This window comes from Chitinophaga sp. CCNWYY40, assembly GCF_037483205.1.
Classification (GTDB): domain Bacteria; phylum Bacteroidota; class Bacteroidia; order Chitinophagales; family Chitinophagaceae; genus Chitinophaga; species Chitinophaga ginsengisegetis.
The window spans coordinates 277187-303236 of record NZ_JBBHLF010000008.1; the positions used below are offsets into that span (position 1 = coordinate 277187).

General features: G+C 43.7%; 36 protein-coding genes. 35 read left to right on the forward strand and 1 reads right to left on the reverse strand.

Annotated elements, in window-relative coordinates; translation table 11 throughout:
* Positions 1-13 precede the first annotated feature (13 nt).
* Positions 14-520, reverse strand: a complete 507-nt coding sequence (locus tag V7S65_RS28940) for a T9SS type A sorting domain-containing protein (protein ID WP_336389107.1) — start codon at positions 518-520, stop codon at positions 14-16.
* A gap of 472 nt (positions 521-992) precedes the next feature.
* On the opposite strand from V7S65_RS28940, the gene fusA reads away from it, so the two are divergent.
* The 35 genes from fusA (at position 993) to V7S65_RS29115 (ending at position 25925) form a co-directional block, all read left to right on the forward strand.
* The gene (fusA, locus tag V7S65_RS28945) at positions 993-3137 is read left to right on the forward strand and encodes an elongation factor G (protein ID WP_079470779.1); all 2145 of its coding nucleotides are present in this window, start codon (positions 993-995) and stop codon (positions 3135-3137) included.
* Between the two features lie 357 nt (positions 3138-3494).
* Positions 3495-4220 (forward strand): glycosyltransferase, encoded by a 726-nt coding sequence (locus tag V7S65_RS28950; RefSeq protein ID WP_336389106.1) that lies wholly within the window; start codon positions 3495-3497, stop codon positions 4218-4220.
* A gap of 6 nt (positions 4221-4226) precedes the next feature.
* Positions 4227-5003 (forward strand): polysaccharide deacetylase family protein, encoded by a 777-nt coding sequence (locus tag V7S65_RS28955; protein ID WP_079470777.1) that lies wholly within the window; start codon positions 4227-4229, stop codon positions 5001-5003.
* A 386-nt stretch (positions 5004-5389) separates the two neighbouring features.
* On the forward strand, positions 5390-6004 hold the full coding sequence (locus V7S65_RS28960) for an outer membrane beta-barrel protein (RefSeq protein WP_079470776.1): 615 nt from the start codon (positions 5390-5392) through the stop codon (positions 6002-6004).
* 2008 nt (positions 6005-8012) lie between these two features.
* Positions 8013-8318 carry a 30S ribosomal protein S10 gene (gene rpsJ / locus V7S65_RS28965; RefSeq protein ID WP_012789286.1) on the forward strand — a complete coding sequence of 102 codons (306 nt, stop codon included), beginning with the start codon at positions 8013-8015 and terminating at the stop codon, positions 8316-8318.
* A gap of 193 nt (positions 8319-8511) precedes the next feature.
* On the forward strand, positions 8512-9129 hold the full coding sequence (gene rplC / locus V7S65_RS28970) for a 50S ribosomal protein L3 (protein ID WP_079470775.1): 618 nt from the start codon (positions 8512-8514) through the stop codon (positions 9127-9129).
* Position 9130: 1 nt separating this feature from the next.
* On the forward strand, positions 9131-9775 hold the full coding sequence (gene rplD / locus V7S65_RS28975) for a 50S ribosomal protein L4 (RefSeq protein ID WP_079470774.1): 645 nt from the start codon (positions 9131-9133) through the stop codon (positions 9773-9775).
* 63 nt (positions 9776-9838) lie between these two features.
* Complete coding sequence (gene rplW, locus V7S65_RS28980) at positions 9839-10138, forward strand: 50S ribosomal protein L23 (protein WP_079470773.1); 300 nt, start codon at positions 9839-9841, stop codon at positions 10136-10138.
* A gap of 88 nt (positions 10139-10226) precedes the next feature.
* The gene (gene rplB / locus V7S65_RS28985; protein ID WP_079470772.1) at positions 10227-11060 is read left to right on the forward strand and encodes a 50S ribosomal protein L2; all 834 of its coding nucleotides are present in this window, start codon (positions 10227-10229) and stop codon (positions 11058-11060) included.
* 68 nt (positions 11061-11128) lie between these two features.
* A complete protein-coding gene (rpsS, locus tag V7S65_RS28990) occupies positions 11129-11395 on the forward strand; it encodes a 30S ribosomal protein S19 (protein ID WP_079470771.1) in 267 nt (88 codons plus the stop codon).
* Positions 11396-11491: 96 nt separating this feature from the next.
* Entirely contained in the window at positions 11492-11839 is a 348-nt protein-coding gene (rplV, locus tag V7S65_RS28995; RefSeq protein ID WP_079470770.1) for a 50S ribosomal protein L22, read from the forward strand.
* A gap of 64 nt (positions 11840-11903) precedes the next feature.
* On the forward strand, positions 11904-12695 hold the full coding sequence (gene rpsC, locus V7S65_RS29000) for a 30S ribosomal protein S3 (protein WP_079470769.1): 792 nt from the start codon (positions 11904-11906) through the stop codon (positions 12693-12695).
* Between the two features lie 55 nt (positions 12696-12750).
* Positions 12751-13170, forward strand: a complete 420-nt coding sequence (gene rplP, locus V7S65_RS29005; RefSeq protein WP_079470768.1) for a 50S ribosomal protein L16 — start codon at positions 12751-12753, stop codon at positions 13168-13170.
* 69 nt (positions 13171-13239) lie between these two features.
* Entirely contained in the window at positions 13240-13440 is a 201-nt protein-coding gene (gene rpmC / locus V7S65_RS29010) for a 50S ribosomal protein L29 (protein WP_079470767.1), read from the forward strand.
* A gap of 91 nt (positions 13441-13531) precedes the next feature.
* On the forward strand, positions 13532-13792 hold the full coding sequence (rpsQ, locus tag V7S65_RS29015) for a 30S ribosomal protein S17 (RefSeq protein ID WP_079470766.1): 261 nt from the start codon (positions 13532-13534) through the stop codon (positions 13790-13792).
* Between the two features lie 75 nt (positions 13793-13867).
* Positions 13868-14236 (forward strand): 50S ribosomal protein L14, encoded by a 369-nt coding sequence (gene rplN, locus V7S65_RS29020; protein ID WP_079470765.1) that lies wholly within the window; start codon positions 13868-13870, stop codon positions 14234-14236.
* Between the two features lie 169 nt (positions 14237-14405).
* Positions 14406-14744, forward strand: a complete 339-nt coding sequence (rplX, locus tag V7S65_RS29025; protein ID WP_079470764.1) for a 50S ribosomal protein L24 — start codon at positions 14406-14408, stop codon at positions 14742-14744.
* Positions 14744-15319 (forward strand): 50S ribosomal protein L5, encoded by a 576-nt coding sequence (gene rplE / locus V7S65_RS29030; RefSeq protein ID WP_079470763.1) that lies wholly within the window; start codon positions 14744-14746, stop codon positions 15317-15319. The genes rplX and rplE overlap by 1 nt, the downstream gene beginning before the upstream one ends.
* A 20-nt stretch (positions 15320-15339) precedes the next feature.
* The gene (gene rpsN / locus V7S65_RS29035; RefSeq protein WP_079470762.1) at positions 15340-15609 is read left to right on the forward strand and encodes a 30S ribosomal protein S14; all 270 of its coding nucleotides are present in this window, start codon (positions 15340-15342) and stop codon (positions 15607-15609) included.
* A 114-nt stretch (positions 15610-15723) separates the two neighbouring features.
* On the forward strand, positions 15724-16122 hold the full coding sequence (rpsH, locus tag V7S65_RS29040; protein WP_079470761.1) for a 30S ribosomal protein S8: 399 nt from the start codon (positions 15724-15726) through the stop codon (positions 16120-16122).
* A gap of 125 nt (positions 16123-16247) precedes the next feature.
* Complete coding sequence (gene rplF, locus V7S65_RS29045) at positions 16248-16802, forward strand: 50S ribosomal protein L6 (RefSeq protein WP_079470760.1); 555 nt, start codon at positions 16248-16250, stop codon at positions 16800-16802.
* Positions 16803-16892: 90 nt separating this feature from the next.
* The gene (gene rplR / locus V7S65_RS29050) at positions 16893-17246 is read left to right on the forward strand and encodes a 50S ribosomal protein L18 (RefSeq protein WP_079470759.1); all 354 of its coding nucleotides are present in this window, start codon (positions 16893-16895) and stop codon (positions 17244-17246) included.
* Between the two features lie 51 nt (positions 17247-17297).
* The gene (gene rpsE / locus V7S65_RS29055) at positions 17298-17816 is read left to right on the forward strand and encodes a 30S ribosomal protein S5 (RefSeq protein WP_079470758.1); all 519 of its coding nucleotides are present in this window, start codon (positions 17298-17300) and stop codon (positions 17814-17816) included.
* Between the two features lie 92 nt (positions 17817-17908).
* Positions 17909-18094: a 50S ribosomal protein L30 gene (gene rpmD, locus V7S65_RS29060; protein ID WP_079470757.1), complete on the forward strand. Its 186-nt coding sequence runs from the start codon at positions 17909-17911 to the stop codon at positions 18092-18094.
* Between the two features lie 121 nt (positions 18095-18215).
* A complete protein-coding gene (gene rplO, locus V7S65_RS29065) occupies positions 18216-18662 on the forward strand; it encodes a 50S ribosomal protein L15 (protein WP_079470756.1) in 447 nt (148 codons plus the stop codon).
* A 78-nt stretch (positions 18663-18740) separates the two neighbouring features.
* On the forward strand, positions 18741-20084 hold the full coding sequence (gene secY, locus V7S65_RS29070; protein ID WP_079470755.1) for a preprotein translocase subunit SecY: 1344 nt from the start codon (positions 18741-18743) through the stop codon (positions 20082-20084).
* A 168-nt stretch (positions 20085-20252) separates the two neighbouring features.
* Positions 20253-21053 carry a type I methionyl aminopeptidase gene (map, locus tag V7S65_RS29075; protein ID WP_181784994.1) on the forward strand — a complete coding sequence of 267 codons (801 nt, stop codon included), beginning with the start codon at positions 20253-20255 and terminating at the stop codon, positions 21051-21053.
* Positions 21054-21202: 149 nt separating this feature from the next.
* Positions 21203-21421 (forward strand): translation initiation factor IF-1, encoded by a 219-nt coding sequence (gene infA, locus V7S65_RS29080; RefSeq protein ID WP_012789309.1) that lies wholly within the window; start codon positions 21203-21205, stop codon positions 21419-21421.
* Positions 21422-21491: 70 nt separating this feature from the next.
* Positions 21492-21608, forward strand: coding sequence for a 50S ribosomal protein L36 (gene rpmJ, locus V7S65_RS29085; protein ID WP_073083232.1), 117 nt, complete (start codon positions 21492-21494; stop codon positions 21606-21608).
* 59 nt (positions 21609-21667) lie between these two features.
* Positions 21668-22048 (forward strand): 30S ribosomal protein S13, encoded by a 381-nt coding sequence (rpsM, locus tag V7S65_RS29090; RefSeq protein WP_079470753.1) that lies wholly within the window; start codon positions 21668-21670, stop codon positions 22046-22048.
* A gap of 108 nt (positions 22049-22156) precedes the next feature.
* Positions 22157-22558, forward strand: a complete 402-nt coding sequence (rpsK, locus tag V7S65_RS29095; protein WP_079470752.1) for a 30S ribosomal protein S11 — start codon at positions 22157-22159, stop codon at positions 22556-22558.
* Positions 22559-22712: 154 nt separating this feature from the next.
* A complete protein-coding gene (rpsD, locus tag V7S65_RS29100; RefSeq protein ID WP_079470751.1) occupies positions 22713-23318 on the forward strand; it encodes a 30S ribosomal protein S4 in 606 nt (201 codons plus the stop codon).
* 68 nt (positions 23319-23386) lie between these two features.
* The gene (locus V7S65_RS29105; protein ID WP_079470750.1) at positions 23387-24382 is read left to right on the forward strand and encodes a DNA-directed RNA polymerase subunit alpha; all 996 of its coding nucleotides are present in this window, start codon (positions 23387-23389) and stop codon (positions 24380-24382) included.
* A 115-nt stretch (positions 24383-24497) separates the two neighbouring features.
* Positions 24498-24989, forward strand: a complete 492-nt coding sequence (gene rplQ, locus V7S65_RS29110; RefSeq protein ID WP_079470749.1) for a 50S ribosomal protein L17 — start codon at positions 24498-24500, stop codon at positions 24987-24989.
* 108 nt (positions 24990-25097) lie between these two features.
* Positions 25098-25925 (forward strand): zinc ribbon domain-containing protein, encoded by an 828-nt coding sequence (locus V7S65_RS29115; RefSeq protein ID WP_336389105.1) that lies wholly within the window; start codon positions 25098-25100, stop codon positions 25923-25925.
* Positions 25926-26050: the final 125 nt, after the last annotated feature.

Sequence of the window (26050 nt, forward strand, 5' to 3'; positions counted from 1 at the left end):
TGATTGTGTAGTGTTATTGCACAATGAGTTTCTCAAAGAATACATTCCCGCTTACATTCAGCATAACGGTGTAGATACCTGCGGCAAAATGGTTCACAGGTAATACCAGTGTGCTTTTACCCGGACCCATTTCCAGGAACTGATGATGTATTACCTGGCCTGCGGGGTTGATCAGTTCGAGCGTTACACTCACTTTCGACAGCAGGTCAAATACAATTCTGGTATTGGTAATAGCAGGATTGGGGAACAGTATGTAGCTCTTTACCGGGTTTACGCCGGGTGTCAGCTTTGTAAAATCTTCGGGTTGCTGGAATCCCTGTGTGAGCAACACCCTGCCATCTGTGATAGGTAAAATAATGGGTTCTCCCACGGTATACTGGAACAGGATGTTCTGGATTACGGCGGAACCACCTGTACTGGCAACTACCTGTCGTTTAAGCGCTACCTGGCCGGAGGATGAAATGCAGGCACACACCAGCAGGAACAGTGCATGTGTGCATCTGAGTACAATTGTTCTCATATTATGTATGGTTATAAGTAAATAAGTGTTCGGGAACCGCTACAGCGCCGGGACAGGGAGGGGTACAATAGTAAATAAGGTATCAGCCTGTTATACAAGCGCGTTGAGTAATTTTTACTTCATATTGTTTTTCAATTTAGGGGAAAACCGATCTTTCAATTCTTACTTTTGGGCTGTTTTATTTAGCATTCTCCTTCAGGGTATATCCGGTTTTATAACTTACTGCGAATATGACAGAATTATGGCATCCGGAAAACGTTGATTTCTTTTTTGGTGGGATTTGATAAACAAGTGGTCGCTACCGTCTAAAAACTGGTTTTCGCGGAACTATTTATCGTTATTAAATTTAATGTGAATAACGCCTGCGCTTGTTAAAAAGAAATAACAATTTGGAAAAGAAGGTCATTTTATTTATTGTCAAAAATAAGTTACCTTTGCCCCCCAAATTGCATTATTTAGTCACTTTAATATTATGGCAGACTTAAAATTTCAAAGGAACTTTGGTATTGCGGCGCACATCGATGCGGGTAAAACCACTACCACAGAACGTATCCTGTATTATACAGGTAAATCCCACAAAATTGGAGAAGTGCACGAGGGTGCTGCTACAATGGACTGGATGGCACAGGAGCAGGAAAGAGGTATTACCATCACATCTGCGGCAACCACTTGTTTCTGGAATTTTCCAACCTTACAAGGTAAAGCCTTACCTGATACCAAACAATATAAATTCAATATCATCGATACCCCGGGCCACGTGGACTTTACCGTAGAGGTAGAGCGTTCCCTCCGTGTACTGGATGGTCTGGTGGCATTGTTCTGCGCTGTATCCGGTGTTGAACCTCAGTCTGAAACCGTTTGGCGCCAGGCTAACCGCTACCGCGTACCCCGTATCGGTTTCGTTAATAAAATGGACCGTTCCGGCGCAGACTTCCTGAACGTGGTTAAACAGGTTAAAGAAATGCTGGGCGCTAACCCTGTACCTTTAACTTTGCCAATCGGAGCTGAAGACACCTTCAAAGGTGTGGTAGATCTGATTACCATGAAAGGTATTATCTGGGACGAAGAAGGTAAAGGTGCTACCTACCAGGAAATTCCTATTCCGGAAGATATGCAGGCTGAAGCTGAAGAGTGGAGAGCTAAACTCGTAGAAGCAGTTGCTGAATACGATGACACCCTGATGGAGAAATTCTTCGAAGATCCGAATTCAATTTCTGAAGACGAAATCCACGAAGCTATCCGTAAGGCTACTATCGATATCGCTATCATCCCGATGATGTGCGGTTCCTCTTTCAAAAACAAAGGTGTGCAGAAGATGCTGGATGCGGTTTGCCGTTACCTGCCTTCCCCACTGGATGTTGAAGCAGTAAAAGGTACCAATCCTGACACTGGTGAAGAAGTTGAACGTAAACCAGATGCAAAAGCTCCGCTGTCTGCACTGGCATTCAAAATCGCAACCGATCCTTTCGTAGGTCGTCTGGCGTTCTTCCGGGTTTATTCCGGTCACCTGGATGCGGGTTCTTATGTACTCAATACCCGTACCGGCAGAAACGAACGTATCAGCCGTATCATGCAGATGCACGCTAACAAGCAGAACCCGATCGATTTCATCGAAGCTGGTGATATCGGTGCTGCTGTTGGTTTTAAAGATATCAAAACCGGTGATACCCTGTGCGACGAAAAAGCACCGATTATCCTGGAATCAATGACTTTCCCTGAACCGGTTATCCACATCGCCATCGAGCCTAAAACTCAGGCAGACGTTGATAAAATGGGTCTGGCTATCTCTAAACTGGTAGAAGAAGATCCTACCCTGAGAGCTAAAACTGACGAAGAAACCGGTCAGACTATCCTCTCCGGTATGGGTGAGCTTCACCTCGAAATCATCGTTGACCGTATGCGTCGCGAATTCAAGGTAGAAGTTAACCAGGGTGCGCCGCAAGTTGCTTACAAAGAAGCACTGACTACCAAAGTTGAACACCGTGAGGTATTCAAGAAACAAACCGGTGGTCGTGGTAAGTTTGCGGATATCCAGATCGAAATCGGACCTGCAGATGCAGAATGGCTGAAAGAAAATGAAGGTAAAGCCTTCCAGTTCGTAAATGATATCTTTGGTGGTGCTATCCCTAAGGAATTCATCCCTGCAGTACAGAAAGGTTTCGAACAGTCCCTCAACCAGGGTGTGCTCGCAAACTTCCCGCTGGTGAACCTGAGAGTTCGTCTGTTCGACGGTTCTTACCACCAGGTGGATTCTGATGCGATGTCATTTGAATTGTGCGCCAAACAAGCTTTCCGCGAAGCTGCCCGCAAAGCTAAACCAGTATTGCTGGAGCCAATCATGAAAGTGGAAGTACTTACTCCGGACCAATACATGGGTGATGTTACAGGTGACCTGAACCGTCGTCGTGGTATGCTGGAAGGTATGGACTCCAAAAACGGTGTTCAGGTAATCAAAGCAAAAGTTCCGCTGAGCGAAATGTTCGGTTACGTAACCCAGCTGCGTTCCCTGTCTTCCGGCCGCGCAAGCTCTATCATGGAATTCTCCCACTATGCTCCGGCTCCGAACAACGTAGCTGAAGAAGTGGTAGCTAAAGTGAAAGGCAAAGTAAACGCTTAATCATAGCTTCTTAATTATACCGGAAAGGTTGTTCTGCCAAAGCGGAACAACCTTTCCGCTTTTTATGGCACTAACTGACATGAACATGCTATTGCCATGAAAAGAATATTCGATATTTTACAATAGCAATAACCTACAACTGCAATTTACTTTTTGCTAACTGCCAGGGGTCCTGTTTTACAGGACCTTTTTTTATTATTTACCTCCCGTGATAGGGGGAGGATTCCCTTTCCACGTCATAGGTATAAGTAGCACATAAAACCATCTCAACCGGTATTATTTACTGATAGCCTTTGAATTATGTCATTAGAGTTATTACAAGCACCTCCTACAACTGTGGTACATACAACGGGAGAAATGGTTACATTAACTCCCGGTCTGGATTTGATTCTGCCCTGCTGGAACCCATCCGGGCCCTGGGTGGAATCACTTATCAGGCATTACCACGAAATAACAGCCCTTATGGGGACGGCGCCCGTTCAGCTTATCCTGGTCAACGATGGCTCCGTGAAGAACTTTACCCGTCAGCATATCAGCTGGCTGGAGGCGGCTATTCCGGATATCATTATCATCAGCTATTCCCGTAACCGTGGTAAAGGATATGCGGTGAGGGAAGGAGTAAAGCGCTCCCAACACACTTTCCAGGTGTATACCGACCTGGATTTCCCTTTTGGCGTATCAGCTGTTAAAGAAACATACGACCGCCTCCTGCAGGGCCTGGATGTGGTAGCAGGGGAAAGGGGCGAAGCCTATCTTCGTGAGTTACCCCGCAAACGCCGTGTGATTACCCGCATCAGCCGCCTGTTGAACCGGGTGGTGCTGGACCTTAAAGTAGAAGACGCACAGGCCGGTTTAAAAGGCTTTAATGCCTATGGAAAGAATATCCTGCTCAATACCCGCATCGATGGCTTCCTGTACGACAGCGAGTTTTTATACCATGCAGGCAAACGTCCCCATCTCAAAATTGGTGCAGTCGCAGTATCTTGCCGCCCGGGCATTCAGTTTTCATCTTTCAGGGTAAAACTCTTAATGAAGGAAATGCTGAATTATTGCAGGATCATTTTCAGCTCATCCGCTGCTTAAATTTTTATGGAACAGAGAAACAGGATACTGATCAGTGTAGACGTGGAAGAATTTGATATCCCCGAAGAATTCGGCCAGCAGGTAACCCTGCAGGAGAAACTGGAAGTTTCCAGGAGTGGGTTGCGGGCTACGCTGGCTTTATTTGACAAGTATAACGTACGCGCCACTTTTTTCGTTACCGCTTACTGGGCGCAACACTATCCGGAGTTGATCAGGCAAATGGCCGCAAAGCATGAAATAGCTTCTCACGCTTATTATCATAGCTCCTTTACAGAGGCCGATCTGGAAGGTTCACGCCTGGCCCTGCAGGAAATCAGCGGCCAGCCGGTACAGGGATTCCGTATGCCGCGTCTTCGTAAAGTAAATATGCAGGCGCTGAAAGCCGCCGGCTACCTGTACGACGCCTCTGTGAACCCCACATGGCTGCCGGGAAGATATAACAACCGGCACCTGCCAAGAACCGTGTTCAAAGAACAGGACACCTGGATCATTCCTTCTTCTGTATCGCCCTTTCTCAGGTATCCCCTGTTCTGGCTGAGCGTAAAAAACATGCCGCTGTGGATAACCCGCCACTTCAGTAAAAGGATCCTGAAGAAGGACTCTTATCTCTCTTTTTACTTCCATCCCTGGGAGTTGAGTGATATCAACGCATATGCATTACCCGGTTATATTAAACGCGTGTCGGGGAAGAGAATGCAGCAGAAAATGGATGGATTCCTTAGTTTCTTACAACAACAGGGAATTTTCTGCACACATGCCGATCTGCTGGAAGGCCGGTCCTGACTGGTTACAGCTGATGATCTCTCTTTTCTTTTCCGATGATTCCTGTTTTTATGCAACAACATTTAAGTTCTAAATGTTATAGTAATAATAAATAAGGATAAGTATTCATGTTGAGAGAATGTATGAAGGGATCCGATATTGTTTTTTTTAGATTTTTTTAGAAAGATGAATACTTATTAGATTCATTTTCAGTAGTTTTGTGCTATAATAGTATTGTTAACTGTGATGTTGTTTGTTTTGACGATGTAAGACTACTTCCCCATTATCCCCTGCCTTTTTATTTTCTTACGGCTGATATCAACAGCTATAGTTGCAAACGGAAAGCGTTTGCCCGCTAATTTCTTATTCATTCAACAGGTAAAATTGTTAAAACTAAAAATCAGACTATGAAAAGAATTCGTCTCTTGACCCTTGCACTTGCGGCTGTATTGTTTGGTTCTGCTGCTAACGCCCAAATTCAGAAAGGAAATATTATGGTAGGCGCCGATCTGACCAATATTAATGTTACTTTTCAAAAGGAGAGTACCGCTTTTAATTTTAATCTTTCACCAAAGATAGGTTGGTTTATCAAGGACGGTCTGGCTATTGGTGGTTATGTTGATTTTGGCGCAAATACCACAAAAAATAAGACAACTGATACAAGGGCTTCCAATACTAACTATGGTGTTGGCGCTTTTGCCCGTTATTTTGTGGAAGATAAAAATGTCAGGAAACTGGAATTTTCCAAGAGAACGCGGTTCTTCGTGGAGGCAAATGCCGGATTTGCTGGTACAAACCCTGCGAGCGGTGCTTCTACCAATGGTTTTAATGTTGGTATAGGCCCGGGTATTTCTTATTTTATCACTCCCAATATTGGTTTGGAAGGATTGTTTAAGTATGACCTTACTGTAGGCGGAGGTAATTCAACCACTGCTAACCGGCTTAGTCTGGGTATAGGTTTCCAGATTTACCTGCCTTCAGCAAAGGCTAAACAGATTTACAAGGAAGAAACAGGAAAATAATTTATTATATAATACAAACTCATCAGCAACGGCGGCAATAATCATTGCCGCCGTTGCTGTTATAAGGAATCCTATCATTTTATTTATGGGCGCTGAATGAAATGAACAGCGGACACAGAAATGAATTAATTGAACGGAGGATTTTATACCGGAACTATTTATTTTAGTAACTGTCTGTGAAGGTGCAGACAGGGGGATGCTGAAAACCCGGAACAGAGTAGGCATTTACATCCATAAATACTCCAGATATGGTAAACTCTATTCTCCTGGCAGTGCTTAAATTCCTGAGCACCGTTGCTGGCGCACTGTAATTTTTTCACCCTTGTTGTACAAGGATACTAATGGGAATTGCCGAAACCATCAGTAAGTAAGAGTAGACCCCAAATGAAAACAACACCTTATGATCCCTGATGCTTTGAACACATTCCTGACGGGATTGCTGGCGCTGCTGGAGTCTGCAATTAGCGGCATTTAACCTGTACTGTTAGTTTAACACTAACCCCGGCTGAGGTTCGTAAAACATGAAAGTACCTGCATTTTTGGGGTGCTGATAATGAAAGTAGAACACCTGCTGCCGGTAATTCCCTGATCATGCTTCAATATTGAGCTGATTAAACAACTTCTGAATGAAAAAGCCCTGGTATTATTTACCGGGGCTTTTTCATTTAATATAAACGGGCCATGGTGGCTTATTGAACAGTATTATATCAGGATGCCGAACTGAACAAAATGAACGAACGGATTTCTGTGAATAGCCATTAATTTCGGCGGACATTTAAAAAATAAGTGTACCTGGGATTGCCGAAAACCAAATAAAAAGAGTAGGTGTCACCCGTAGTAAAAACTATCTTATGGATTTACTGACTCAACTGCTGGCAACGTTGGTTGCACTGCTGAAATCTCTGCTGGGTGGCCTGTAATCAGGACTCCTTTCGGTAAGGGATTATTCCGTCTTTAATGATACTATTTCCCTTACGCACATCATCCGGGAGGCTGTTCAATATTAGAACAGCCTCTTTTTTTATTGCCGGTATCCGCCTGATTCAGCTATGGTGGCTGAATGAACAGGTTAAACTCATTCGATTGGAATGAATAAAATGAACGACCGGATATTGAATGATAGCTTTTAATTTAGTCGTGTTAACTGAATAACAACTGGGCATCGCCGAAAACCAGGTAATAGAGTAGGCAATATCTTATAAAAACCTTTTTCCATGGATTTACTGAATCAACTGCTGGCATTAATCTTAGGATTAGTTAAGTCATTATTAGGTGGTTTACCACTCTAAGGGTTGTTGGATCGTTTGACCAACAGATCATCAAACCACTTTAATTATTCGGAAAGGGGTTGTTCCAGGTAAGCGGGAACAACCCTTTCTCTTTGTCCCTTCTTAATACTTCTCCCATACTTCTCAGATACTTCTCCCATACTTACCGGGTACTTAGGACTCGTGTATGTGTTGTACTCCCCATATAGTTCCTATACATTCCCCATACAGTCTGCATACTCTTCCCATACACTCCCTATACTGTTCCCATACACTCACCATACACTCATGATACACTCCCCATACACTCCCTATACACTCAGGTGCTTTTAACATACTCTGCCATTATGCTTTTTTACCCGCTTTCAGGAGAAAATACAGCAGTCCGGGATCTTCCTGGTTTCCGCTTCTGTTCAGAGGGGGATTCGCTTATTTTTCTATCTCCCGGAAAAAAAATTGTAAAGAAATTCTCCTTTTTTTGGTTTTGAAATATGTTTTCCTATATTTGTCAAAACGAGCATGTGAAGTTACCTTAAGGCTTAACGTACACACAATGAATGATTTCTGAAGCCTTAATCACCGGATAATATCATTTTTACCGCACTTCTTTCGCCGCCGGAGCCAGCCCCTTGCCCGGTTTCTTTTATTTTTTCCTGAGAATTATTTGCCAAATAGAAAAAACGGGTTACCTTTGCCCTCCCAAATTGTATTGGGAAAAAACAAGAAGAAGTTCATTGCATATGTCTCAGAGAATAAGAATCAAGCTGAAGTCCTACGATCATAACCTGGTAGACAAGTCTGCTGAGAAGATCGTTAAAACCGTGCGTAACACGGGTGCCGTGGTAACAGGTCCAATTCCTTTACCTACCGAGAAGAAAATATTTACAGTATTACGTTCTCCGCACGTAAATAAGAAAGCGCGCGAGCAGTTCCAACTGTGTACACACAAACGTTTACTGGATATTTACACGTCTTCTTCCAGAACTGTAGACGCGCTGAGCAAGCTCGATCTGCCTTCCGGAGTAGAAGTTGAAATTAAAGCATAGGACAACAGCAAGGCGGGCGAAAGGCCGGCCTTTTATTGATTTATGGTTATCTTGTTGGTTACCAGCAAGATAACAATTTTAACAAGCAAACATAGGTCGCGCCTTCTGGGCGGCCGCCCAATAAATGTATTTAAACCGCCCATCCTGGGGATAGCACGAAATCCCCCAGGCGCTGGGTAAAATCATATAAAAAATGAAAGGTATTATTGGCAAAAAGATTGGTATGACCAGTATCTTCGAGTCTAATGGTAAGCAAACTGCTGTTACCATTATCGAAGCGGGTCCCAACGTTGTAACTCAGGTAAAAACCCTGGAGTCAGATGGTTACAATGCAATTCAGGTTTCTTTCGGTGAGAAGAAAGAAAAACACACCACTAAAGCAGAAAGCAGTCACTTCGCGAAAGCAAGCACCTCTCCCAAACGTTTTGTAAAAGAACTCCGCAACCCGGACGTACAGAAAGCCCTCGGTGAATCTATCACCTGCGAAATCTTCGCAGAAGGTGAAACAATTGACGTTGTAGGCACTTCCAAAGGTAAAGGTTTCCAGGGTGTTGTAAAACGCCACGGATTCAGTGGTGTGGGTGAAGCTACCCACGGTCAGCACGATAGAAGCAGGGCTCCTGGTTCTGTTGGTGGATCCTCTTATCCTTCCCGCGTATTCAAGGGTATGCGTATGGCCGGCCAAACAGGTAACGAAAGAGTGAAAGTGAAAGGTCTGAAGATCGTGAAAATATTCCCTGAAAAGAATTATATCCTGGTAAGTGGTTCCGTTCCCGGCCACATTGGTTCAATCGTTTTAATCCAGAAGTAACATGCAAATCGATATTTTAAATATAGAAGGTAAGAAAACCGGAAGGACTATTGAACTTCCTGAGGAGATCTTTGGTGTTGAGCCTAACAACCACGTAATCTACCTGGCTGTTAAACAATACCTCGCTGCTCAGCGTCAGGGTACCCACAAGGTAAAAACCAGAGCTGAAGTACAAGGTGCTTCCCGTAAACTGCACAAACAAAAAGGTACCGGTGGCGCCCGTAAAGGTAACATCCGTAACCCATTGTATAAAGGTGGTGGTACCATCTTCGGACCAAAACCACACGGTTGGGGTTTCAAACTGAACAGAAAAGTAAAAGATCTCGCAAAGATCTCTGCCCTGTCAGTAAAAGCTAAAGAAAACAGCATCATCATTGTTGAAGATCTGCAGCTCGAAACACCAAAAACCAAACAATTCGTTGGTTTCCTGAAGAATCTGAACATCAATGTTGAAGGCAGAAAGACTATGTTCATCACGCCTGAATACAATGACAATGTTTACCTGTCTTTAAGAAACATTCCTACTGTAGACGGTACTGTACTGAGCGACGTAAACACTTACGACATCATGAACAGCAACTATATCGTGTTCACTGAAAGCGCTGCAAAGATCTTCACTGAAGAGCCTGCAGAAGCGGAAGCATAGGATGTCAAAACCAATTAAATAACAGCTCGCGGCCAACGCCAACAGCTTAATGCTATAAAGAAGATGAAACTTTCTGACGTTTTAATCAAACCGGTGGTATCCGAAAAGGTTAACAAAGCAACTGAAAAATTCAACCGCTACTACTTCATTGTTGACAAAAAAGCCAACAAACTGGAGATCAAGAAAGCAGTGGAAGAGTTTTACGGTGTAACCGTAGCAGAAGTAAATACTGCTGTAATGCCAGGTAAAGCTAAATTCCGCTTTACTAAAGCCGGTTTCATCGCAGGTAAAAAACCGTCTTACAAAAAGGCGATCATTACCGTTGCAAGTGGTGAAACTATAGATCTGTATGCTAACATGTAGTGCCGTTCCGGCCTGAACAGCCGGGATGTGGATGTATATACAGATCACTATTTATATTTAATAACAACATTTAACTTTTTAGGAAGTAATGGCACTGAAGAAGTTCAAACCAATGACGGCCGGTACCCGCTGGAAAATAGGCAACGCTTACGCTGAGCTGACATCGGATACCCCTGAGAAAAGCCTGCTGGAGCCCATCAAAAGGACCGGCGGTAGAAATGCGCAAGGTAGAATGTCTATGCGCTACATAGGTGGTGGTCACAAGAAACAATACCGTGTAATTGATTTCAAACGTGATAAAGAGAATGTACCTGCTACAGTTAAAACGATCGAATATGATCCTAACCGTAGCGCATTCATCGCACTGGTAAACTATGCTGACGGTGAAAAACGTTACATCATTGCTCCACAGGGCTTACAGGTTGGTGGTACCGTTATAAGCGGCTCCGACGTAGCTCCTGAAGTAGGTAACGCTTTGCCACTGAAAAACATGCCGCTGGGTACTGTTGTGCACAACATCGAGCTGCAGCCTGGTAAAGGTGGTGCTATCGCAAGAAGCGCCGGCGCTTACGCACAGCTGTCCAACAAGGAAGAAAAATATGCCGTACTGAAAATGCCTTCCGGCGAGCTCCGCAAAGTATTAAATACTTGTAAAGCAACCGTAGGTACTGTTTCTAACTCCGACCACGCACTGCAATCCATCGGTAAAGCAGGTGCTAACCGTTGGAGAGGTATCCGCCCCCGCAACCGTGGTGTGGCTATGAACCCTGTGGATCACCCGATGGGTGGTGGTGAAGGTAAATCTTCCGGAGGCCATCCAAGATCAAGAACTGGTAAATATGCGAAAGGTCTGAAAACCAGAAAACCGCATAAGAGTTCTGATAAGCTGATCATTAGCAGAAAAAACGGTAAAAAATTATAGTATTTCTGAATCAGGGCTCCGGTAGCAATACCGGATCCCGGGTTTGAAAAATCATAAATCAGTAAGACATGGCTCGTTCCATAAAAAAAGGTCCTTACGTAGACCTGAAATTAGAAACAAAAGTTGAAAAGATGAATACCGGTACCAAGCGTTCTGTTATCAAGACCTGGAGCCGTCGTTCTACTATCACGCCTGATTTCGTTGGTCACACTTTCGCTGTTCATAATGGCAACAAATTTATTCCTGTTTATGTAACGGAATTTATGGTTGGTCATAAACTGGGCGAATTTGCACCTACACGTAACTTCAGAGGACACGTAAACAAGAAAATGTAAATTATAGTCTGAGGTTTGAGGTTTGAAGTATTCGTTTCAAACCGGAACATCAAACACCAGACATCAGACATTAAATAATAAAAGAAATTAATAACAATGGAAGCAGTAGCTAAGCTGAATAATAATCCTACATCTCCCCGCAAAATGCGTTTGCTCGCGGACTTAATCCGTGGTCTGGATGTGGAAAAGGCTTTGAATATTTTGAAATTCCATCCGAAACACCCAAGCGTGCCTTTAGAGAAGTTGCTGATATCCGCTATCGCCAACTGGAAAGTGAAGAACGAAGGTGCAAGGGTAGAAGATGCTAACCTGATCGTAAAAACCGTTTTTGTTGATGGCGGCCGTACTCTGAAAAGAATGCGCCCGGCTCCACAGGGAAGGGGTTACCGTATCCGCAAGAGAAGTAACCACGTAACGATTGTAGTGGACGGTAAAGCACAGTAATTCAGTGCAAACCGGAAACAAAATAGAAACAAAACTATTAAACTAATAGACAAATAACCAGAACATGGGTCAGAAAACAAATCCTATTGGTAACAGGTTAGGTATCATCAGAGGATGGGACTCTAATTGGTATGGCAGCAAAAAAGACTTTGCTGTTAAACTGATCGAAGATAACAAGATCAGAACTTATCTGAATGCCCGTATCAACAAAGGTGGCATCTCAAGAGTTGTGATCGAAAGAACTTTAGGTAAGTTAATCATCACTGTTCATACTTCTAAGCCTGGTATCATCATTGGTAAAGGCGGTAACGAAGTTGATCGCATCAAGGAAGAGCTGAAGAAGCTGACAGGCAAGGAAGATGTACAGATCAACATCCTGGAGATCCGTCGTCCGGAAATGGATGCTAACATCGTTGCTGAAACAATCGCAAAACAGATTGAAAGCCGTATCAACTACAAACGTGCTATCAAAATGGCGATTGCTACCGCTCTGAGAATGGGCGCTGAAGGTATCAAGGTTAAAATCAGCGGCCGTTTAGGTGGTGCTGAAATTGCCCGCTCCGAAGAAATGAAACAAGGTCGCGTGCCTTTACATACTTTCCGTATGGACATCGATTACGCTTCCCTGTTCGCATTAACCGTTTATGGTAAAATCGGTATCAAAGTATGGATCTGTAAAGGTGAAGTACTGGGTAAACGCGATCTGAACCCGAACGTTTTAACCGGTAAAGAAGGCGATAACCGTGGCACTGGTCATGGCGGCGAAAGAAGAGAACATCACGGTGAACGCAGAGACAACCGCGGTGGTGGCGAAAGAAGAGGCGGTGGAGAACACCGTGGCGGTGGCCGCAGATAGTATCTGGCGGTTAAGCAGACATTAACAATTACTATTAACATTAACAACATAGACGATGTTACAGCCAAAAAGAACGAAACACAGGAAGATGCACAAAGGCCGCATCAAAGGGAACGCTAAAAGAGGCGCTACCCTCTCCTTTGGTACTTTCGGTCTTAAAGCATTAGAACCTAAGTGGATCACCGACAGGCAGATCGAAGCTGCACGTGTTGCGCTGACAAGGCACATGAAACGTGAAGGTAACGTATGGATCCGCATATTCCCTGACAAACCTATCACTGCTAAGCCTTTGGAAGTGAGGATGGGTAAAGGTAAAGGTGCTCCTGACCATTGGGCAGCAGTTGTAAAGCCAGGTAGAATTTTATTTGAAGCTGATGGCGTTTCCTTACAGGTAGCAAAAGAAGCAATGGAACTCGCAGCCCAGAAACTGCCCATTAAAGTAAAATTTGTAACCAGCCGCGACTACGTAGCTTAATTACAGGTACACAATAACTAAAAATCCGGTAACACTGCCCCGGCAGCTAACCGAATCAAACTCAATACAATGGCAAAAGAAAAGCTGGAACTGAAAGGCCTGAGCGAACAAGATCTGAAAGAGAAAATCTCTGCAGAAGAACTCCGCTTGAAAAAAATGACCTTTGGTCACGCAATTACGCCAATCGAAAATCCAATGAGCATCCGCGCCGTAAGACGCGATATCGCTCGGATGAATACCGAACTGCGTAAAAGACAACTGGGCTTCTAAATCTTCAGTCCCGGTACCCCCGGGGCTGCTGACATAGCAATAGTATAACACAATTTATGACCTCCTCACGGAGGGTTAAATACTTTCAACAATGACGACCGAAAGAAAATTAAGAAAAACCAGGATTGGTGTGGTTGCCAGCAACAAAATGGATAAAACCATTACCGTTAAGGTGGAGCGTAAGGTAAAGCACCCGATCTATGGTAAATTCGTGAAAAAAACTACCAAGTTCATGGCGCATGACGACAAGAACGAGTGCAGCATCGGCGATACCGTGAAAATCGCGGAAACACGCCCTCTGAGCAAGAACAAGTGCTGGAGACTGGTAGAAGTAATCGCTAAAGTAAAATAATTATTTATTTGTTTCAAGCTGCTGCCGGCAACCCCGGTGCCAGCCGCTGACTAAACAATATCAAATCTCATTTCGATGATACAACAAGAATCAAGACTGAGTGTAGCTGATAACAGCGGTGCCAAAGAAGTATTGTGCATCCGCGTATTAGGTAACTCCGGTCAGGACTACGCTGGCGTAGGCGATAAAATTGTAGTAACCGTTAAGGACGCAATGCCAGGTGGCGGTGTGAAGAAAGGTATGGTGACCAAAGCTGTAATCGTAAGAACTAAGAACAAATTACGTCGTAAAGACGGTTCTTATATCCGTTTCGATGATAACGCGGTTGTACTGCTCAATAACTCAGACGAACCTCGCGGTACCCGTATTTTCGGTCCGGTTGCACGTGAGCTGAGAGACAAGGGTTATATGAAAATTATCTCCCTCGCTCCTGAGGTATTATAAAGATATAGCGGTACAGGGATTTTGGAATTTTTATGATTTTTATCAAAAAAAGCCAAAATCCCGAAATCCGAAAATATTTCTTATCTTTGCAGCCCGTTTGCAAAACGAGAAAAAACATTAATCAAGCGAAACTATTGTTTCGCTTGGCGTTTATAAATAAATCAAAGTAATGAAAACTAGATTTAAGCCTAAATTTAACATTAAGAAAGGCGACCTGGTTGCGGTAATTGCCGGTGATGACAAGGACAGAACCAAAGCGCGTAAAGTGCTGGAAGTGAATCCTGATAAAGCCCGCATTCTTGTAGAAGGCGTTAACATTATTACCAAGCACACGAAGCCAACTGCCCAGAATACCAAAGGTGGTATTGTTAAGCAGGAAGCTCCTATCGCCATCTCTAATGTAATGCTGTGGGATGCTAAAACTGGTAAACCAACCAGGGTTAACAGGCAGAGAGAAAACGGTAAATTAATTCGTATCGCTAAAAAATCAGGGGAGGAAATTAAATAATGTCAAACACAAAATATACTCCGAGACTGCAGACCAAATACCACGAGGAAGTTAAATCTGCACTGATGAAGAAATTCAACTACAAAAGTGTAATGCAGGTTCCTCGCCTGGTAAAAATTTGCCTGAACCAGGGTATCAATGGTGCAGTAGGTGATAAGAAACTGGTAGACATCGCAGTAGACGAAATGACCCGCATCGCCGGTCAGAAAGCTATCGCTACCATGTCTAAAAAGGATATCTCCAACTTCAAACTCAGAAAGAACATGCCTATCGGTGCACGTGTAACTTTACGCAGCACTAATATGTACGACTTCCTGGATCGTTTGATCGCTGTATCCCTCCCACGTGTACGTGACTTCAAAGGTGTAAACGAAAAAGCTTTTGACGGTCGTGGTAACTACACTATGGGTATCACCGAACAAATCATCTTCCCTGAAATCGATATCGATAAAGTAACGAAAATGTCCGGTATGGATATCACCTTCGTTACCACTGCAAACACCAACGAAGAAGCTTACGAGCTCCTGAAAGAAATGGGTATGCCGTTCAAGGGTATGAAAAAAGATAATCAGTAAATCGAAACGATAATATAATTATGGCAAAAGAATCCGTAAAAGCCAGACAAAGGAAAAGAGAAGCTATGGTAGCTAAGTTCGCAGAAAAACGCGCTGCCCTGAAAGCTGCCGGTGACTACGCTGCACTGGATCAACTTCCAAAAAACGCTTCCCCTGTTCGTCTGCACAACAGATGCCAGCTGACCGGTCGTCCTAAAGGATACATGCGTCACTTCGGCCTCTGCAGGAACATGTTCCGTGACCTGGCTCTCGCAGGTAAAATCCCTGGCGTTAGAAAAGCCAGCTGGTAATTCAAGGTATTTATCTTCCGGTTTACCGGAGGTGTAAATCCGAAAAAGTTATTTGATTCCCATCTTATTACGATTGGATATCGCATTGTAAACATTTATCAAACTATTACAACAATGGTTACTGATCCAATAGCAGACTTCCTGACACGTATCCGGAACGCGCAAATGGCCACCCACAGGATTGTGGAAATTCCGGCTTCCAAGCTGAAAAAACGCATTACAGAAATTCTGTACGATAAAGGTTATATCCTCAAGTACAAATTTGAAGAAGATACTAAACAAGGCGTAATCAAAATCGCTTTGAAGTACGATCCGATCTCTAAAGAACCCGCTATCAAGGAATTACAACGCATCAGCCGCCCAGGTCTGCGTCAGTACGCTAAACCAGATGAGTTTAAGCGCGTGAAGAACGGTTTAGGCGTAGCGATTATCTCTACTTCCAAAGGTGTAATGACCGATAAGGAAGCAAAAGCTCAAAACGTAGGTGGCGAAGTAGTTTGCTTCATCTATTAATATATTGAATGACTGGTTGTTACCCAACCGGTCATTCACTTAAGTTATCTGACAATTAAGCTCTCTATACGGCGCTGAACACGGATAACCGGTACATCAATATCAAACAACTTTAAATTAAAGTTATGTCTCGTATAGGTAAAAGTCCTATCAAATTGGCTAGCGGTGTTACAGTTACTGTTTCCCCTTCCAATGAAGTAACCGTAAAAGGCCCTAAAGGTGAACTGAAAAAGAACATCGACAGGGAAATGAAGATTGAGGTGAAGGACGGCGTTTTAACAGTAATCCGCCCAACTGAACAGATCCGTCATAAAGCACTCCACGGTTTATACCGCGCTTTACTGGCAAACATGGTTCAGGGTGTTACTGAAGGATTCAAAAAACAACTGGAACTGGTGGGTGTTGGTTATAAAGCCGCAAACAACGGTCAGTTACTGGATCTCGCTTTAGGTTACTCTCACAATATCGTTTTCGAAATTCCGAAAGAACTGAAGGTAGCTACCCTGACTGAAAAAGGTCAGAACCCTAAGATCATGCTGGAAGGTATCGACAACCAGTTGCTGGGTCAGGTAGCCGCTAAGATCCGCGGTCTGCGTAAACCAGAACCATACAAAGGTAAAGGTGTTCGCTACAGCGATGAAGTGGTACGTAAGAAAGCTGGTAAATCAGCCGGTAAGTAAAATATTTAATTGGCTAATCAGCTACTATAGCTGGTTAGCTGATTTTAACAGATATCCCGGCAGCATCGGGGTAATAAAATAAAACTCAAAATGAGCACAAAAGTTAACAGGAGACAGAAAATCCGCTACCGCATCCGTAAGAAAATTTCCGGTACTGCACAGCAACCAAGATTATCTGTATTTCGCAGCAACAGCGATATCTATGTGCAGTTGATAGATGATACCAATGGCACTACCCTGGCTTCCGCTTCTTCCCGTGATAAGGATATCAAAGCACAGGCAGGTAACAAAAGCGAAAAATCTGTACTGGTAGGTAAAGCGCTGGCTGCTAAAGCACTGGCACTGGGTCTGACCACCTGCGTTTTCGACAGAAGTGGTTATTTATATCATGGCCGCGTGAAAAGCGTAGCTGACGGAGCAAGAGAAGGCGGTCTTCAGTTTTAATCACGGAGTCCGAATCTTATAATTCTGAACAAGTAATTCTTATAAAATAAAATGGCAAAGAATTCATTCAATAAAGTAAAGGCTGGTGATCTGGAGCTGAAAGAAAAAGTAGTGGCGATCAACCGTGTTACTAAAACCACTAAAGGCGGTCGTACATTCAGTTTCTCCGCACTGGTAGTTGTAGGTAACGAAAACGGTGTTGTTGGTCACGGTCTTGGTAAAGCCAAAGAAGTACAGCAGGCTATCACCAAAGGTATAGACGATGCTAAGAAGAACCTGATCAAGGTTCCTGTTATGCACGGTACCATTCCTCACGATCAGTTTGCTAAAGAAGGCGCCGCCAAAGTGTTGATCAAACCAGCCGCTCACGGTACCGGTGTGATCGCAGGAGGTTCCATGCGTGCAGTACTGGAAAGCGTTGGAGTTACCGACGTACTGGCTAAATCTCTGGGTTCCGCTAATCCACACAACGTGGTGAAAGCTACCTTCAAAGCTTTAGGCATGTTACGCGAACCAATCAGCATCGCCAAAACAAGAGGCGTTTCCCTGAAGAAAGTTTTCAACGGTTGATTTATACCGGCTGAAAAGCTGGGTATCTCCGGAAAATTTTGAAAATAATTCATTAACAATTAAATTACTCCGCTTTTAGCGGATAGGGGTTTATGGCAAAGATTAAGATCACTCAAGTGAAAAGTGGTATAGACCGTCCGGAAAGGCAGAAACTGACCTTGAAGGCACTGGGCCTGACTAAAATGCACGCTACTGTTGAAGTAGAAGCAACTCCTCAGATCCTGGGTATGGTCCGTAAAGTTAATCACCTTGTAACGGTAGAAACAGTTAACGCTTAATTAAGTAACACTGCTGTGGGATTGTCTGTTGATAATCTTACCTTTACATTTGTGACTTTACCATTTTTATTTTAGAATAAAAGCGAGCGGTTAATTTCCGCGCAAGTAAAAACAATTAATTATGAATCTGCATTCATTAAAGCCTGCACAAGGCGCTGTACATAAAGAAAAACGTCTTGGACGTGGTGAGGCTTCCGGTAAAGGTGGTACCTCTACAAAAGGTAACAAAGGTATCCAGCAACGTGCTGGTTACGCGAGCAAAAGAGGCTTCGAAGGTGGCCAGATGCCAATCCAACGCCGTATGCCAAAACGCGGTTTCAAAAATAATAACCGTGAAGAGTACAAAATCTTCAACCTGGGTCAGCTGGATCAATTAGTTGAGAAATATGGCCTCCAGGAGTTTAATCTGGAAACCTTGTTCATGAACGGTCTGATTAACAGAACAGCTAAAGTTAAGATCCTCGCTAACGGCGAACTCAAAACAAAGGTGACTGTTAAAGTTAACGCTATCAGCGAAAAAGCTAAACAGGCCATCGAAACAGCAGGTGGATCAGTAGAACTGGTATAAGACTTTACGACTGAGGAGACGCCTACGGAGTAGTGCGTCTTTTCATATTTAATAGCGCTATTAAACCTTTATCTTCCTGTGAAGAAATTTATCGAAACGATTAAGAATATCTGGAGTATTGAGGATTTGCGTAACCGCATCCTGACCACCCTGCTCCTGGTCCTCATCTACCGCGTAGGATCCTATATCGCTTTGCCCGGCATTGATGCAAATGCGCTCACCGACTTTGAGAAAAATTCTAATCAGGGTATCCTGGGTTTGGTTAACATGTTTGCCGGCGGATCGTTTTCAAGGGCCTCCATATTTGCATTGGGTATCATGCCCTATATTTCTGCGTCCATTGCTATCCAGTTATTAACCATAGCTGTTCCGCAATTCCAGAAAATGCAGAAAGAAGGTGAAAGTGGCCGTAAAAAAATTAACCAGTTCACCCGTTACCTCACAGTTATCGTAACAGGTTTCCAGGCGAGTGCTTACGTTGCATATCTGCGTAATCAGTCAGGTGGCGCTATTATTGCCGAATATGGTACCTTTTTCTTCTGGCTCTCTACCACCGTTTTACTTACTGCAGGTACCCTGTTTGTAATGTGGCTCGGTGAAAAGATCACAGACAAAGGAATTGGTAACGGTACCTCCATCATCATCATGATGGGTATCCTTGCCCGTTTGCCACAGGCTTTAGTCGCAGAATTTTCCAGTAAAGTTGCAGGTGAAGCGGGTGGACCGATCCTGTTCCTCATTGAAATTGCCATCTTTATCTTAATCACCGTAGGCCTTATCCTGCTTGTTCAGGGTACCAGGAAAATACCGGTGAATTACGCTAAACGTATCGTAGGTAACAAACAATATGGTGGTGTACGCCAGTTCATTCCCCTGAAAGTGAATGCTGCCGGTGTAATGCCTATCATCTTCGCCCAGGCGATCATGTTCATCCCTGCAACTGCAATAGGCTTTGCCACTTCCTCTGAAAGTGCGTCAGGCTTTATCCGCATCTTCAGCGATCATACGAACGGCTGGTACAACCTCATTTACGCGGTGCTCGTTATTGTATTTACCTACTTCTATACTGCGCTCATTTTCAATCCAACTCAAATGGCGGATGAAATGAAACGTAATAACGGATTCATCCCGGGTATCAAACCTGGTAAAGCTACCGCTGATTACATCGGTGCTGTAATGGACCGTATCACTTTGCCCGGTGCATTCTTCCTGGCAATAGTAGGTATCATGCCCGGCCTGGCTGCCGCCTTCAAAGTGAACAGCAACTTTGCTACGTTCTTCGGAGGTACATCCCTGCTGATCATGGTGGGAGTTATCCTGGATACACTGCAACAGATTGAAAGCCAGCTCCTCATGCGCCACTACGATGGTTTGATGAGCACCGGCCGAATCAAAGGCAGAACTGCCCCGGCTAACGCATAAGTAATTGAACACAAAAGTGTTACAAGAACAATAAAATAGCCACAGAAGCTTTCCCGCTTTAGTGGCTATATTATTTTTGAATAAAGAACAGTTAGTCCTTAGCTTCAGTTATAAGCATACGCAAAAAGCTGATGCTGGTTACTAACAGCGACAGAAACAAGGATTGTTATGATTCACTATAAGACGAAGGAAGAAATAGAGTTGATACGCAAAAGTGCCCTGATCCTGAGTGCAGCCCTGGCGGAAGTGGCCAGAACGCTGAAACCAGGTATGAGCACACTGGACGTGGACGCAGTTGCTGATAAGTTTATCGTTGAAAATGGTGGAACTCCTTCCTTCAAAAATTACAAAGGTTTCCCGAATGCCTGCTGCATCTCCGTAAATGAAGAGGTAGTACACGGCATTCCCAACAAATATGTGCTGAAAGACGGTGATATTCTTACCGTGGATGTAGGAGTGTACATGAATGGATACCATTCCGACAGTGCCTATACCTTTGCCATCGGCAATGTACCCGAAAACGTACTCCGCCTGATGACGGCCACCAAAGCTTCCCTGTACAAGGGCATCGAAAAAGCAATTGTTGGCAACAGGATAGGGGATATCTCCTATGCAATACAGGAGTATACCGAAAAAGAGCGCGGTTACGGCGTAGTAAGGGAACTGGTGGGACATGGCCTCGGCCGGAACCTCCACGAGGACCCTCAGGTGCCTAACTACGGTAAAAGAGGCAGCGGCCCCGTAATGAAGGAAGGACTGGTGATAGCCATTGAGCCTATGATCAACCTCCGCTCCAAAGACGTGGAATACCTGGAAGATGGCTGGACGGTAGCTACCCGCGACGGAAGCCCGTCTGTTCACTTTGAACATACCGTAGCTGTTGGAAAAGGGAAGGCAGATGTATTATCTACCTACGTGGATATAGAAAAAGAAGAGAAAAACAACCCTGAACTGAATTCAAATTACTAGTAAAGCAGTTTGGATTTATCTAATACAGGAGGGGTTTTGAGGGTAAAAACGACAGGTTTTAGTAAAAAAACTGGCAATATTAATAATAATCAGGGTAAATTTTTCTATTTCAAAAGATAAATGCTATCTTTGCAGTCCTAAAAATTTTTATGGCAAAACAGGCACTCATTAAACAGGATGGAATTATATTAGAAGCCTTGTCGAACGCTATGTTCCGTGTAAAATTGGAAAACGGGCATGAGATCCTGGCCACCATTTCTGGAAAGATGAGAATGCACTACATACGCATTCTGCCAGGAGATAAGGTTGGCGTGGAGATGAGCCCATACGATTTGTCAAGAGGCCGTATAATTTTCAGATACAAATAAGCAGGAACAGCGTAGCGGGGATTGGAATTATAATTTAACAAATATCATAACCTTTTATAAAGTATTAATCATGAAGGTAAGAGCTGCAATCAAAAAAAGAAGTGCGGATTGTAAAATAGTTCGTAGAAAAGGTGTTTTGTTGGTAATCAACAAAAAGAATCCTCGTTTTAAACAACGCCAGGGTTAATCGATTCCCCTAACGGAATTTGATTTTTTAATCAGAATCATAAAATCTAAAATAGAAATATGGCACGTATAGCCGGTATAGATCTTCCTAAAAATAAAAGAGGAGAAATTGGCCTCACCTATATCTTTGGTATAGGCCGTTCTACCGCCCAATATATCCTGAACAAGGCGGAAATTGATGTAAACAAAAAAGTGCGTGAGTGGAATGATGATGAGCAAGCTGCCATCCGTAACATTATTAACGGTGAGTTTAAGGTAGAAGGTCAACTGCGTTCCGAAGTGCAAATGAATATCAAGCGTTTGCTGGATATCGCTTGCTACCGCGGTTTGCGTCACAGGAAAGGCTTACCGGTAAGAGGTCAGCGTACACGTACCAACAGCCGTACCCGTAAAGGTAAACGTAAGACAGTGGCTGGTAAGAAAAAAGCAACTAAGAAATAATAAATAAAATCCCAGGTTGAAATCCCAAATCCGAATCTGAGGGGTTTCAATGACAGTGAGTCATGTAAATTTGGGATGCGGAATTTCATATTTGGAATTTAAATCATTATGGCAAAAGCAAATAATACAAAAACTGCTGCTAATAAAAAGAGAGTAGTAAAGGTAGATAACTACGGAGATGTTCATATCTCTGCTAGCTTTAACAACATCATCGTGAGCATCACCAACAAGCATGGTCAGGTTATTTCCTGGTCTTCTGCTGGTAAAATGGGCTTCAGAGGTTCTAAGAAGAACACTCCGTATGCTGCTCAGCTGGCTGCACAGGATGCTGCTAAAGTTGCAATGGACTCAGGTCTGAAAAGAGCAGATGTATTTGTAAAAGGCCCTGGAGCTGGTCGTGAAAGTGCTATCCGCGCTATCGCTAACTCCGGTATCGAAGTGAACATGATTAAAGACGTTACGCCTTTACCTCACAACGGTTGCCGCCCTCCTAAGAAGAGAAGAGTATAGTAATATATATTTACAACATCCAGATACCAGATTTCGTTAGAAGTTTGGTATCTGGACGTTGTAATATTATTAAATAAATGGATGCATGATCAGGTTTTCAGATTTTTTGAAGAGCATGCATCATTAACTAAAAAATCTAAAGTATATTTAAAACATGGCAAGGTACACAGGACCAAAGACCAAAATTTCCAGAATTTTTGGTGAGCCCATTCTCGGTAATGGCAAGTATTTAAGTAAGAACAGCAACCCTCCGGGTCAGCACGGTGCTAACCGTAAACGCAAACAATTGGGCGAATACGCACTGCAGCTGAGAGAAAAACAAAAAGCTAAATACACTTATGGTTTGCTGGAACGCCAGTTCCGTAACCTGTTTGATGAAGCTACCCGCAGAAAAGGTGTTGCCGGTGAAGTATTGATCAAACTGCTCGAAGCCCGTCTGGATAACACCGTTTTCCGTCTGGGTATCGCTCCTTCACGTCCTGCTGCACGTCAGCTGGTTTCTCACAAACACGTTACCGTTAATGGTATCGTTGTTAACACTCCTTCTTTCCAACTGAAACCAGGAGACGTTATCAGCCTGAAAAACAAAACCGCAAACAATTCTGCACTGACCAGCGTTATCCGTGGAAAAAATCCTAAGTTCAGCTGGCTGGATTGGAACGAGAAAGAAATGAAAGGTGTATTCATTGCTTATCCTGAGAGAGAGAGCGTTCCTGAAAATATCAAGGAACAACTGATCGTAGAATTGTACTCTAAGTAATAAATAATTAGTCCGTGGCCAAAGGTCACGGACTAACCTCATATTTAACAAATAAATCTATCATATCAATGGCAATTTTAAATTTCCAGAAACCTGATAAGATCGTATTGCAGAAGTCTACCGACTTTGAAGCTCAATTCGAATTCCGTCCATTAGAACCAGGTTATGCTGTGACTGTCGGTAATGCGTTACGTCGCGTACTGTTGTCTTCTTTGGAGGGCTATGCCATTGTGGGTATTAAAATTGAAGGAGCCGATCACGAGTTCGCTACACTGAAAGGTGTTACTGAAGACGTTACTGAAATCATCCTGAACCTGAAACAGGTTCGTTTCAAGAGGATTTCAGAGAGTGATGTAACGAACGAAAAGATCACACTGTCCATTAAGGGTAAAACAGAGTTCCGCGCTGATATGATTGAAAAAGCCACCAGTGCTTTCCAGATCATGAATCCGGAGCTGTTGATCTGCACCCTGGATCCTTCTGCCAAGCTGGATATCGAACTGACTATCGGTAAAGGCCGTGGTTATGTTCCGGCTGAGGAAAATAAACCCAAGGATGCAGTATTCGGCTACATCGCGATCGACTCTATCTTTACGCCTATCAAGAACGTAAAGTACAGTATAGAAAACACCCGTGTGGAGCAGAAAACTGACTATGAGAAGCTCGTTATGGAGGTGATCACCGACGGTACTATCCACCCGGAAGAAGCAGTGAAACAGGCTTCCCGCATTCTCATTCAGCACCTGATGATCATCACCGATGAAAACATCAGCTTTGATACCAAAGACACTGAAAAAGAAGACGTTGTAGACGAACAAACACTGCAACTGCGTAAGATACTGAAAACACCACTCGAAGATCTCGATCTGAGCGTACGTGCTTTCAACTGTCTGAAAGCAGCTAAAATCAATTCCCTCAGCGAACTGGTACAATACGAACAGGAAGAACTGATGAAGTTCAGAAACTTCGGCCAGAAATCACTCAGCGAAATTGAACAGGTATTAGGCGAAAGAGGTCTGCACTTCGGTATGGATCTGTCTAAACTGAAACTCGAAGAAGAATAGTATTTATCTGTTAAGCCAAAGCCGTTGCATCCGCATCGCTTTGGCTTAACTACTTTATAATTAACAAGTACCTTGCAATTCCTGACACGGTGTAAGGGTTAAAACAAATAATGTCATGCGTCACGGAGTTAAATTAAACAAATTAAGCAGAACTGCTTCCCACCGTAAAGCCCTGATGTCTAATCTGGCTTGCGAACTGATCAGCCACAAACGTATCACCACTACACTGGCAAAGGCGAAAGCCCTCCGCGTGTATGTTGAGCCGCTGCTGACAAGAGGCAAAACCGATTCTACCCACAACCGTAGAATTGTGTTCAGCTACCTGCAGGATAAAGAAGCTATCAAGGAACTGTTCAGCACGATCAGTGAGAAAATAGCTACCCGTCCTGGTGGTTACACCCGTATCATTAAACTGGGCAAACGTGTGGGCGATAACGCAGAAGTTGCACTGATCGAACTGGTAGACTTCAACGAAATCTACGGTAAATCAGAAGAAAAAGCTGCTGCTAAGAAAACCCGTCGTGCCGGTGGTGCTAAGAAGAAAGCAGAAGAAGCAACTGAAACTAAAGCTGCTGATACTGCAACAGAAGAAAAATCTGCTGAGTAATCTTATATCAAACGATACGAAAAAGGACAAAGCCAGGCTTTGTCCTTTTTTATGCGCTAATAAATGCATATATTTCGTAATATTACAGTAGTTTTAACGAGCGTTCCTATGAAATACCTGCACTGTGATAGTTGTGGTCATCCCAACCCACTTAAATCTGAATACCTTACTTTTTGCGATGCGTGCGGAAAAAAGCTGCCGCAGAATTTTGCCGAATGGCGAAAGCTCCGCCCAATGGCCACATTTCCGGAATATACCCAGGCAGTTGGCATCTCCCTGAAAGAGAAAAAAAACACCGGCCCGCTTTACTGGATTAAAAACCAGCTGCAACCCGCTAACAAAGGAAAAGTAATCGTTTTCTTTTCACTCGTTTTCCTGCTGATAGCCATTACCGGCACCCTGTTCGGTAAAAGAGCCGTGTTTACCTTCCTGTATCCCAAAGTACCATCAGCCAGTTTGTACAACACCTGGCACACCGCTACCATAGGCCGTCAGGCATTGGAAATCAGCACGCCTGTAAAGTTGTGGGTACACGACCAGCCGTTGGAAGGAGAAGAGGCTAAGGTGATAGAATACGCGAAAACCTACAGTAATGAAGATGGCGGCGGCATCCGCATCGCGGTAAATATGTTCAGCTATATCAGCAGCGTAGCCAATAGCCTGGAAGATGCAGTGGCGGCCTCCCATAACAGCATGCAGCTGAAGGAAACCGCTACGGATATCGACTGCAAGTCAATACCGGTACTCATTTCCGGGATGCAGGGAATGCTGGAGGAAGGAAATTATCTGTATAAAGGCGGTATCCGCCTGGCCTTTTGTAACCTGGTAATGATCAAAGGAAGCAACCGTTGGCAGATCCAGATTAATTACCGTGACGACGACCCGGTTGGCCGCCAGGTGGCGCAGCGCGTGCTTAAATCTGTAAAAATTAAGTAACATCTTCCTTTCCGGTAAAAAAAATCTGTATTTAACTGTTGCATTTCATACCTTTGCACGGTTTTTTATCCGAACCTTCAGGGCAATTTTGTACCCTTGAAGGTTTTTTTTAAAATATAAAACAA

Coding starts and splice junctions, on each gene's coding strand:
- rpmC (WP_079470767.1), top strand. CDS start 13,240: ATGGCAAAAGAAAAGCTGGAACTGAAAGGCCTGAGCGAACAAGATCTG.
- fusA (WP_079470779.1), top strand. CDS start 993: ATGGCAGACTTAAAATTTCAAAGGAACTTTGGTATTGCGGCGCACATC.
- rpsH (WP_079470761.1), top strand. CDS start 15,724: ATGGTTACTGATCCAATAGCAGACTTCCTGACACGTATCCGGAACGCG.
- V7S65_RS28950 (WP_336389106.1), top strand. CDS start 3,495: ATGGTTACATTAACTCCCGGTCTGGATTTGATTCTGCCCTGCTGGAAC.
- rpsQ (WP_079470766.1), top strand. CDS start 13,532: ATGACGACCGAAAGAAAATTAAGAAAAACCAGGATTGGTGTGGTTGCC.
- map (WP_181784994.1), top strand. CDS start 20,253: ATGATTCACTATAAGACGAAGGAAGAAATAGAGTTGATACGCAAAAGT.
- rpmD (WP_079470757.1), top strand. CDS start 17,909: ATGGCAAAGATTAAGATCACTCAAGTGAAAAGTGGTATAGACCGTCCG.
- V7S65_RS28955 (WP_079470777.1), top strand. CDS start 4,227: ATGGAACAGAGAAACAGGATACTGATCAGTGTAGACGTGGAAGAATTT.
- rplF (WP_079470760.1), top strand. CDS start 16,248: ATGTCTCGTATAGGTAAAAGTCCTATCAAATTGGCTAGCGGTGTTACA.
- infA (WP_012789309.1), top strand. CDS start 21,203: ATGGCAAAACAGGCACTCATTAAACAGGATGGAATTATATTAGAAGCC.
- rplQ (WP_079470749.1), top strand. CDS start 24,498: ATGCGTCACGGAGTTAAATTAAACAAATTAAGCAGAACTGCTTCCCAC.
- rplP (WP_079470768.1), top strand. CDS start 12,751: ATGTTACAGCCAAAAAGAACGAAACACAGGAAGATGCACAAAGGCCGC.
- rpsJ (WP_012789286.1), top strand. CDS start 8,013: ATGTCTCAGAGAATAAGAATCAAGCTGAAGTCCTACGATCATAACCTG.
- rplV (WP_079470770.1), top strand. CDS start 11,492: ATGGAAGCAGTAGCTAAGCTGAATAATAATCCTACATCTCCCCGCAAA.
- rplE (WP_079470763.1), top strand. CDS start 14,744: ATGTCAAACACAAAATATACTCCGAGACTGCAGACCAAATACCACGAG.
- rplB (WP_079470772.1), top strand. CDS start 10,227: ATGGCACTGAAGAAGTTCAAACCAATGACGGCCGGTACCCGCTGGAAA.
- rplO (WP_079470756.1), top strand. CDS start 18,216: ATGAATCTGCATTCATTAAAGCCTGCACAAGGCGCTGTACATAAAGAA.
- rplC (WP_079470775.1), top strand. CDS start 8,512: ATGAAAGGTATTATTGGCAAAAAGATTGGTATGACCAGTATCTTCGAG.
- rpsD (WP_079470751.1), top strand. CDS start 22,713: ATGGCAAGGTACACAGGACCAAAGACCAAAATTTCCAGAATTTTTGGT.
- rplN (WP_079470765.1), top strand. CDS start 13,868: ATGATACAACAAGAATCAAGACTGAGTGTAGCTGATAACAGCGGTGCC.
- V7S65_RS28940 (WP_336389107.1), bottom strand. CDS start 520: ATGAGAACAATTGTACTCAGATGCACACATGCACTGTTCCTGCTGGTG.
- rpsM (WP_079470753.1), top strand. CDS start 21,668: ATGGCACGTATAGCCGGTATAGATCTTCCTAAAAATAAAAGAGGAGAA.
- rpsK (WP_079470752.1), top strand. CDS start 22,157: ATGGCAAAAGCAAATAATACAAAAACTGCTGCTAATAAAAAGAGAGTA.
- V7S65_RS29115 (WP_336389105.1), top strand. CDS start 25,098: ATGAAATACCTGCACTGTGATAGTTGTGGTCATCCCAACCCACTTAAA.
- rpsE (WP_079470758.1), top strand. CDS start 17,298: ATGGCAAAGAATTCATTCAATAAAGTAAAGGCTGGTGATCTGGAGCTG.
- rpsC (WP_079470769.1), top strand. CDS start 11,904: ATGGGTCAGAAAACAAATCCTATTGGTAACAGGTTAGGTATCATCAGA.
- rplR (WP_079470759.1), top strand. CDS start 16,893: ATGAGCACAAAAGTTAACAGGAGACAGAAAATCCGCTACCGCATCCGT.
- V7S65_RS29105 (WP_079470750.1), top strand. CDS start 23,387: ATGGCAATTTTAAATTTCCAGAAACCTGATAAGATCGTATTGCAGAAG.
- rplD (WP_079470774.1), top strand. CDS start 9,131: ATGCAAATCGATATTTTAAATATAGAAGGTAAGAAAACCGGAAGGACT.
- rpsS (WP_079470771.1), top strand. CDS start 11,129: ATGGCTCGTTCCATAAAAAAAGGTCCTTACGTAGACCTGAAATTAGAA.
- rplW (WP_079470773.1), top strand. CDS start 9,839: ATGAAACTTTCTGACGTTTTAATCAAACCGGTGGTATCCGAAAAGGTT.
- V7S65_RS28960 (WP_079470776.1), top strand. CDS start 5,390: ATGAAAAGAATTCGTCTCTTGACCCTTGCACTTGCGGCTGTATTGTTT.
- rplX (WP_079470764.1), top strand. CDS start 14,406: ATGAAAACTAGATTTAAGCCTAAATTTAACATTAAGAAAGGCGACCTG.
- rpsN (WP_079470762.1), top strand. CDS start 15,340: ATGGCAAAAGAATCCGTAAAAGCCAGACAAAGGAAAAGAGAAGCTATG.
- rpmJ (WP_073083232.1), top strand. CDS start 21,492: ATGAAGGTAAGAGCTGCAATCAAAAAAAGAAGTGCGGATTGTAAAATA.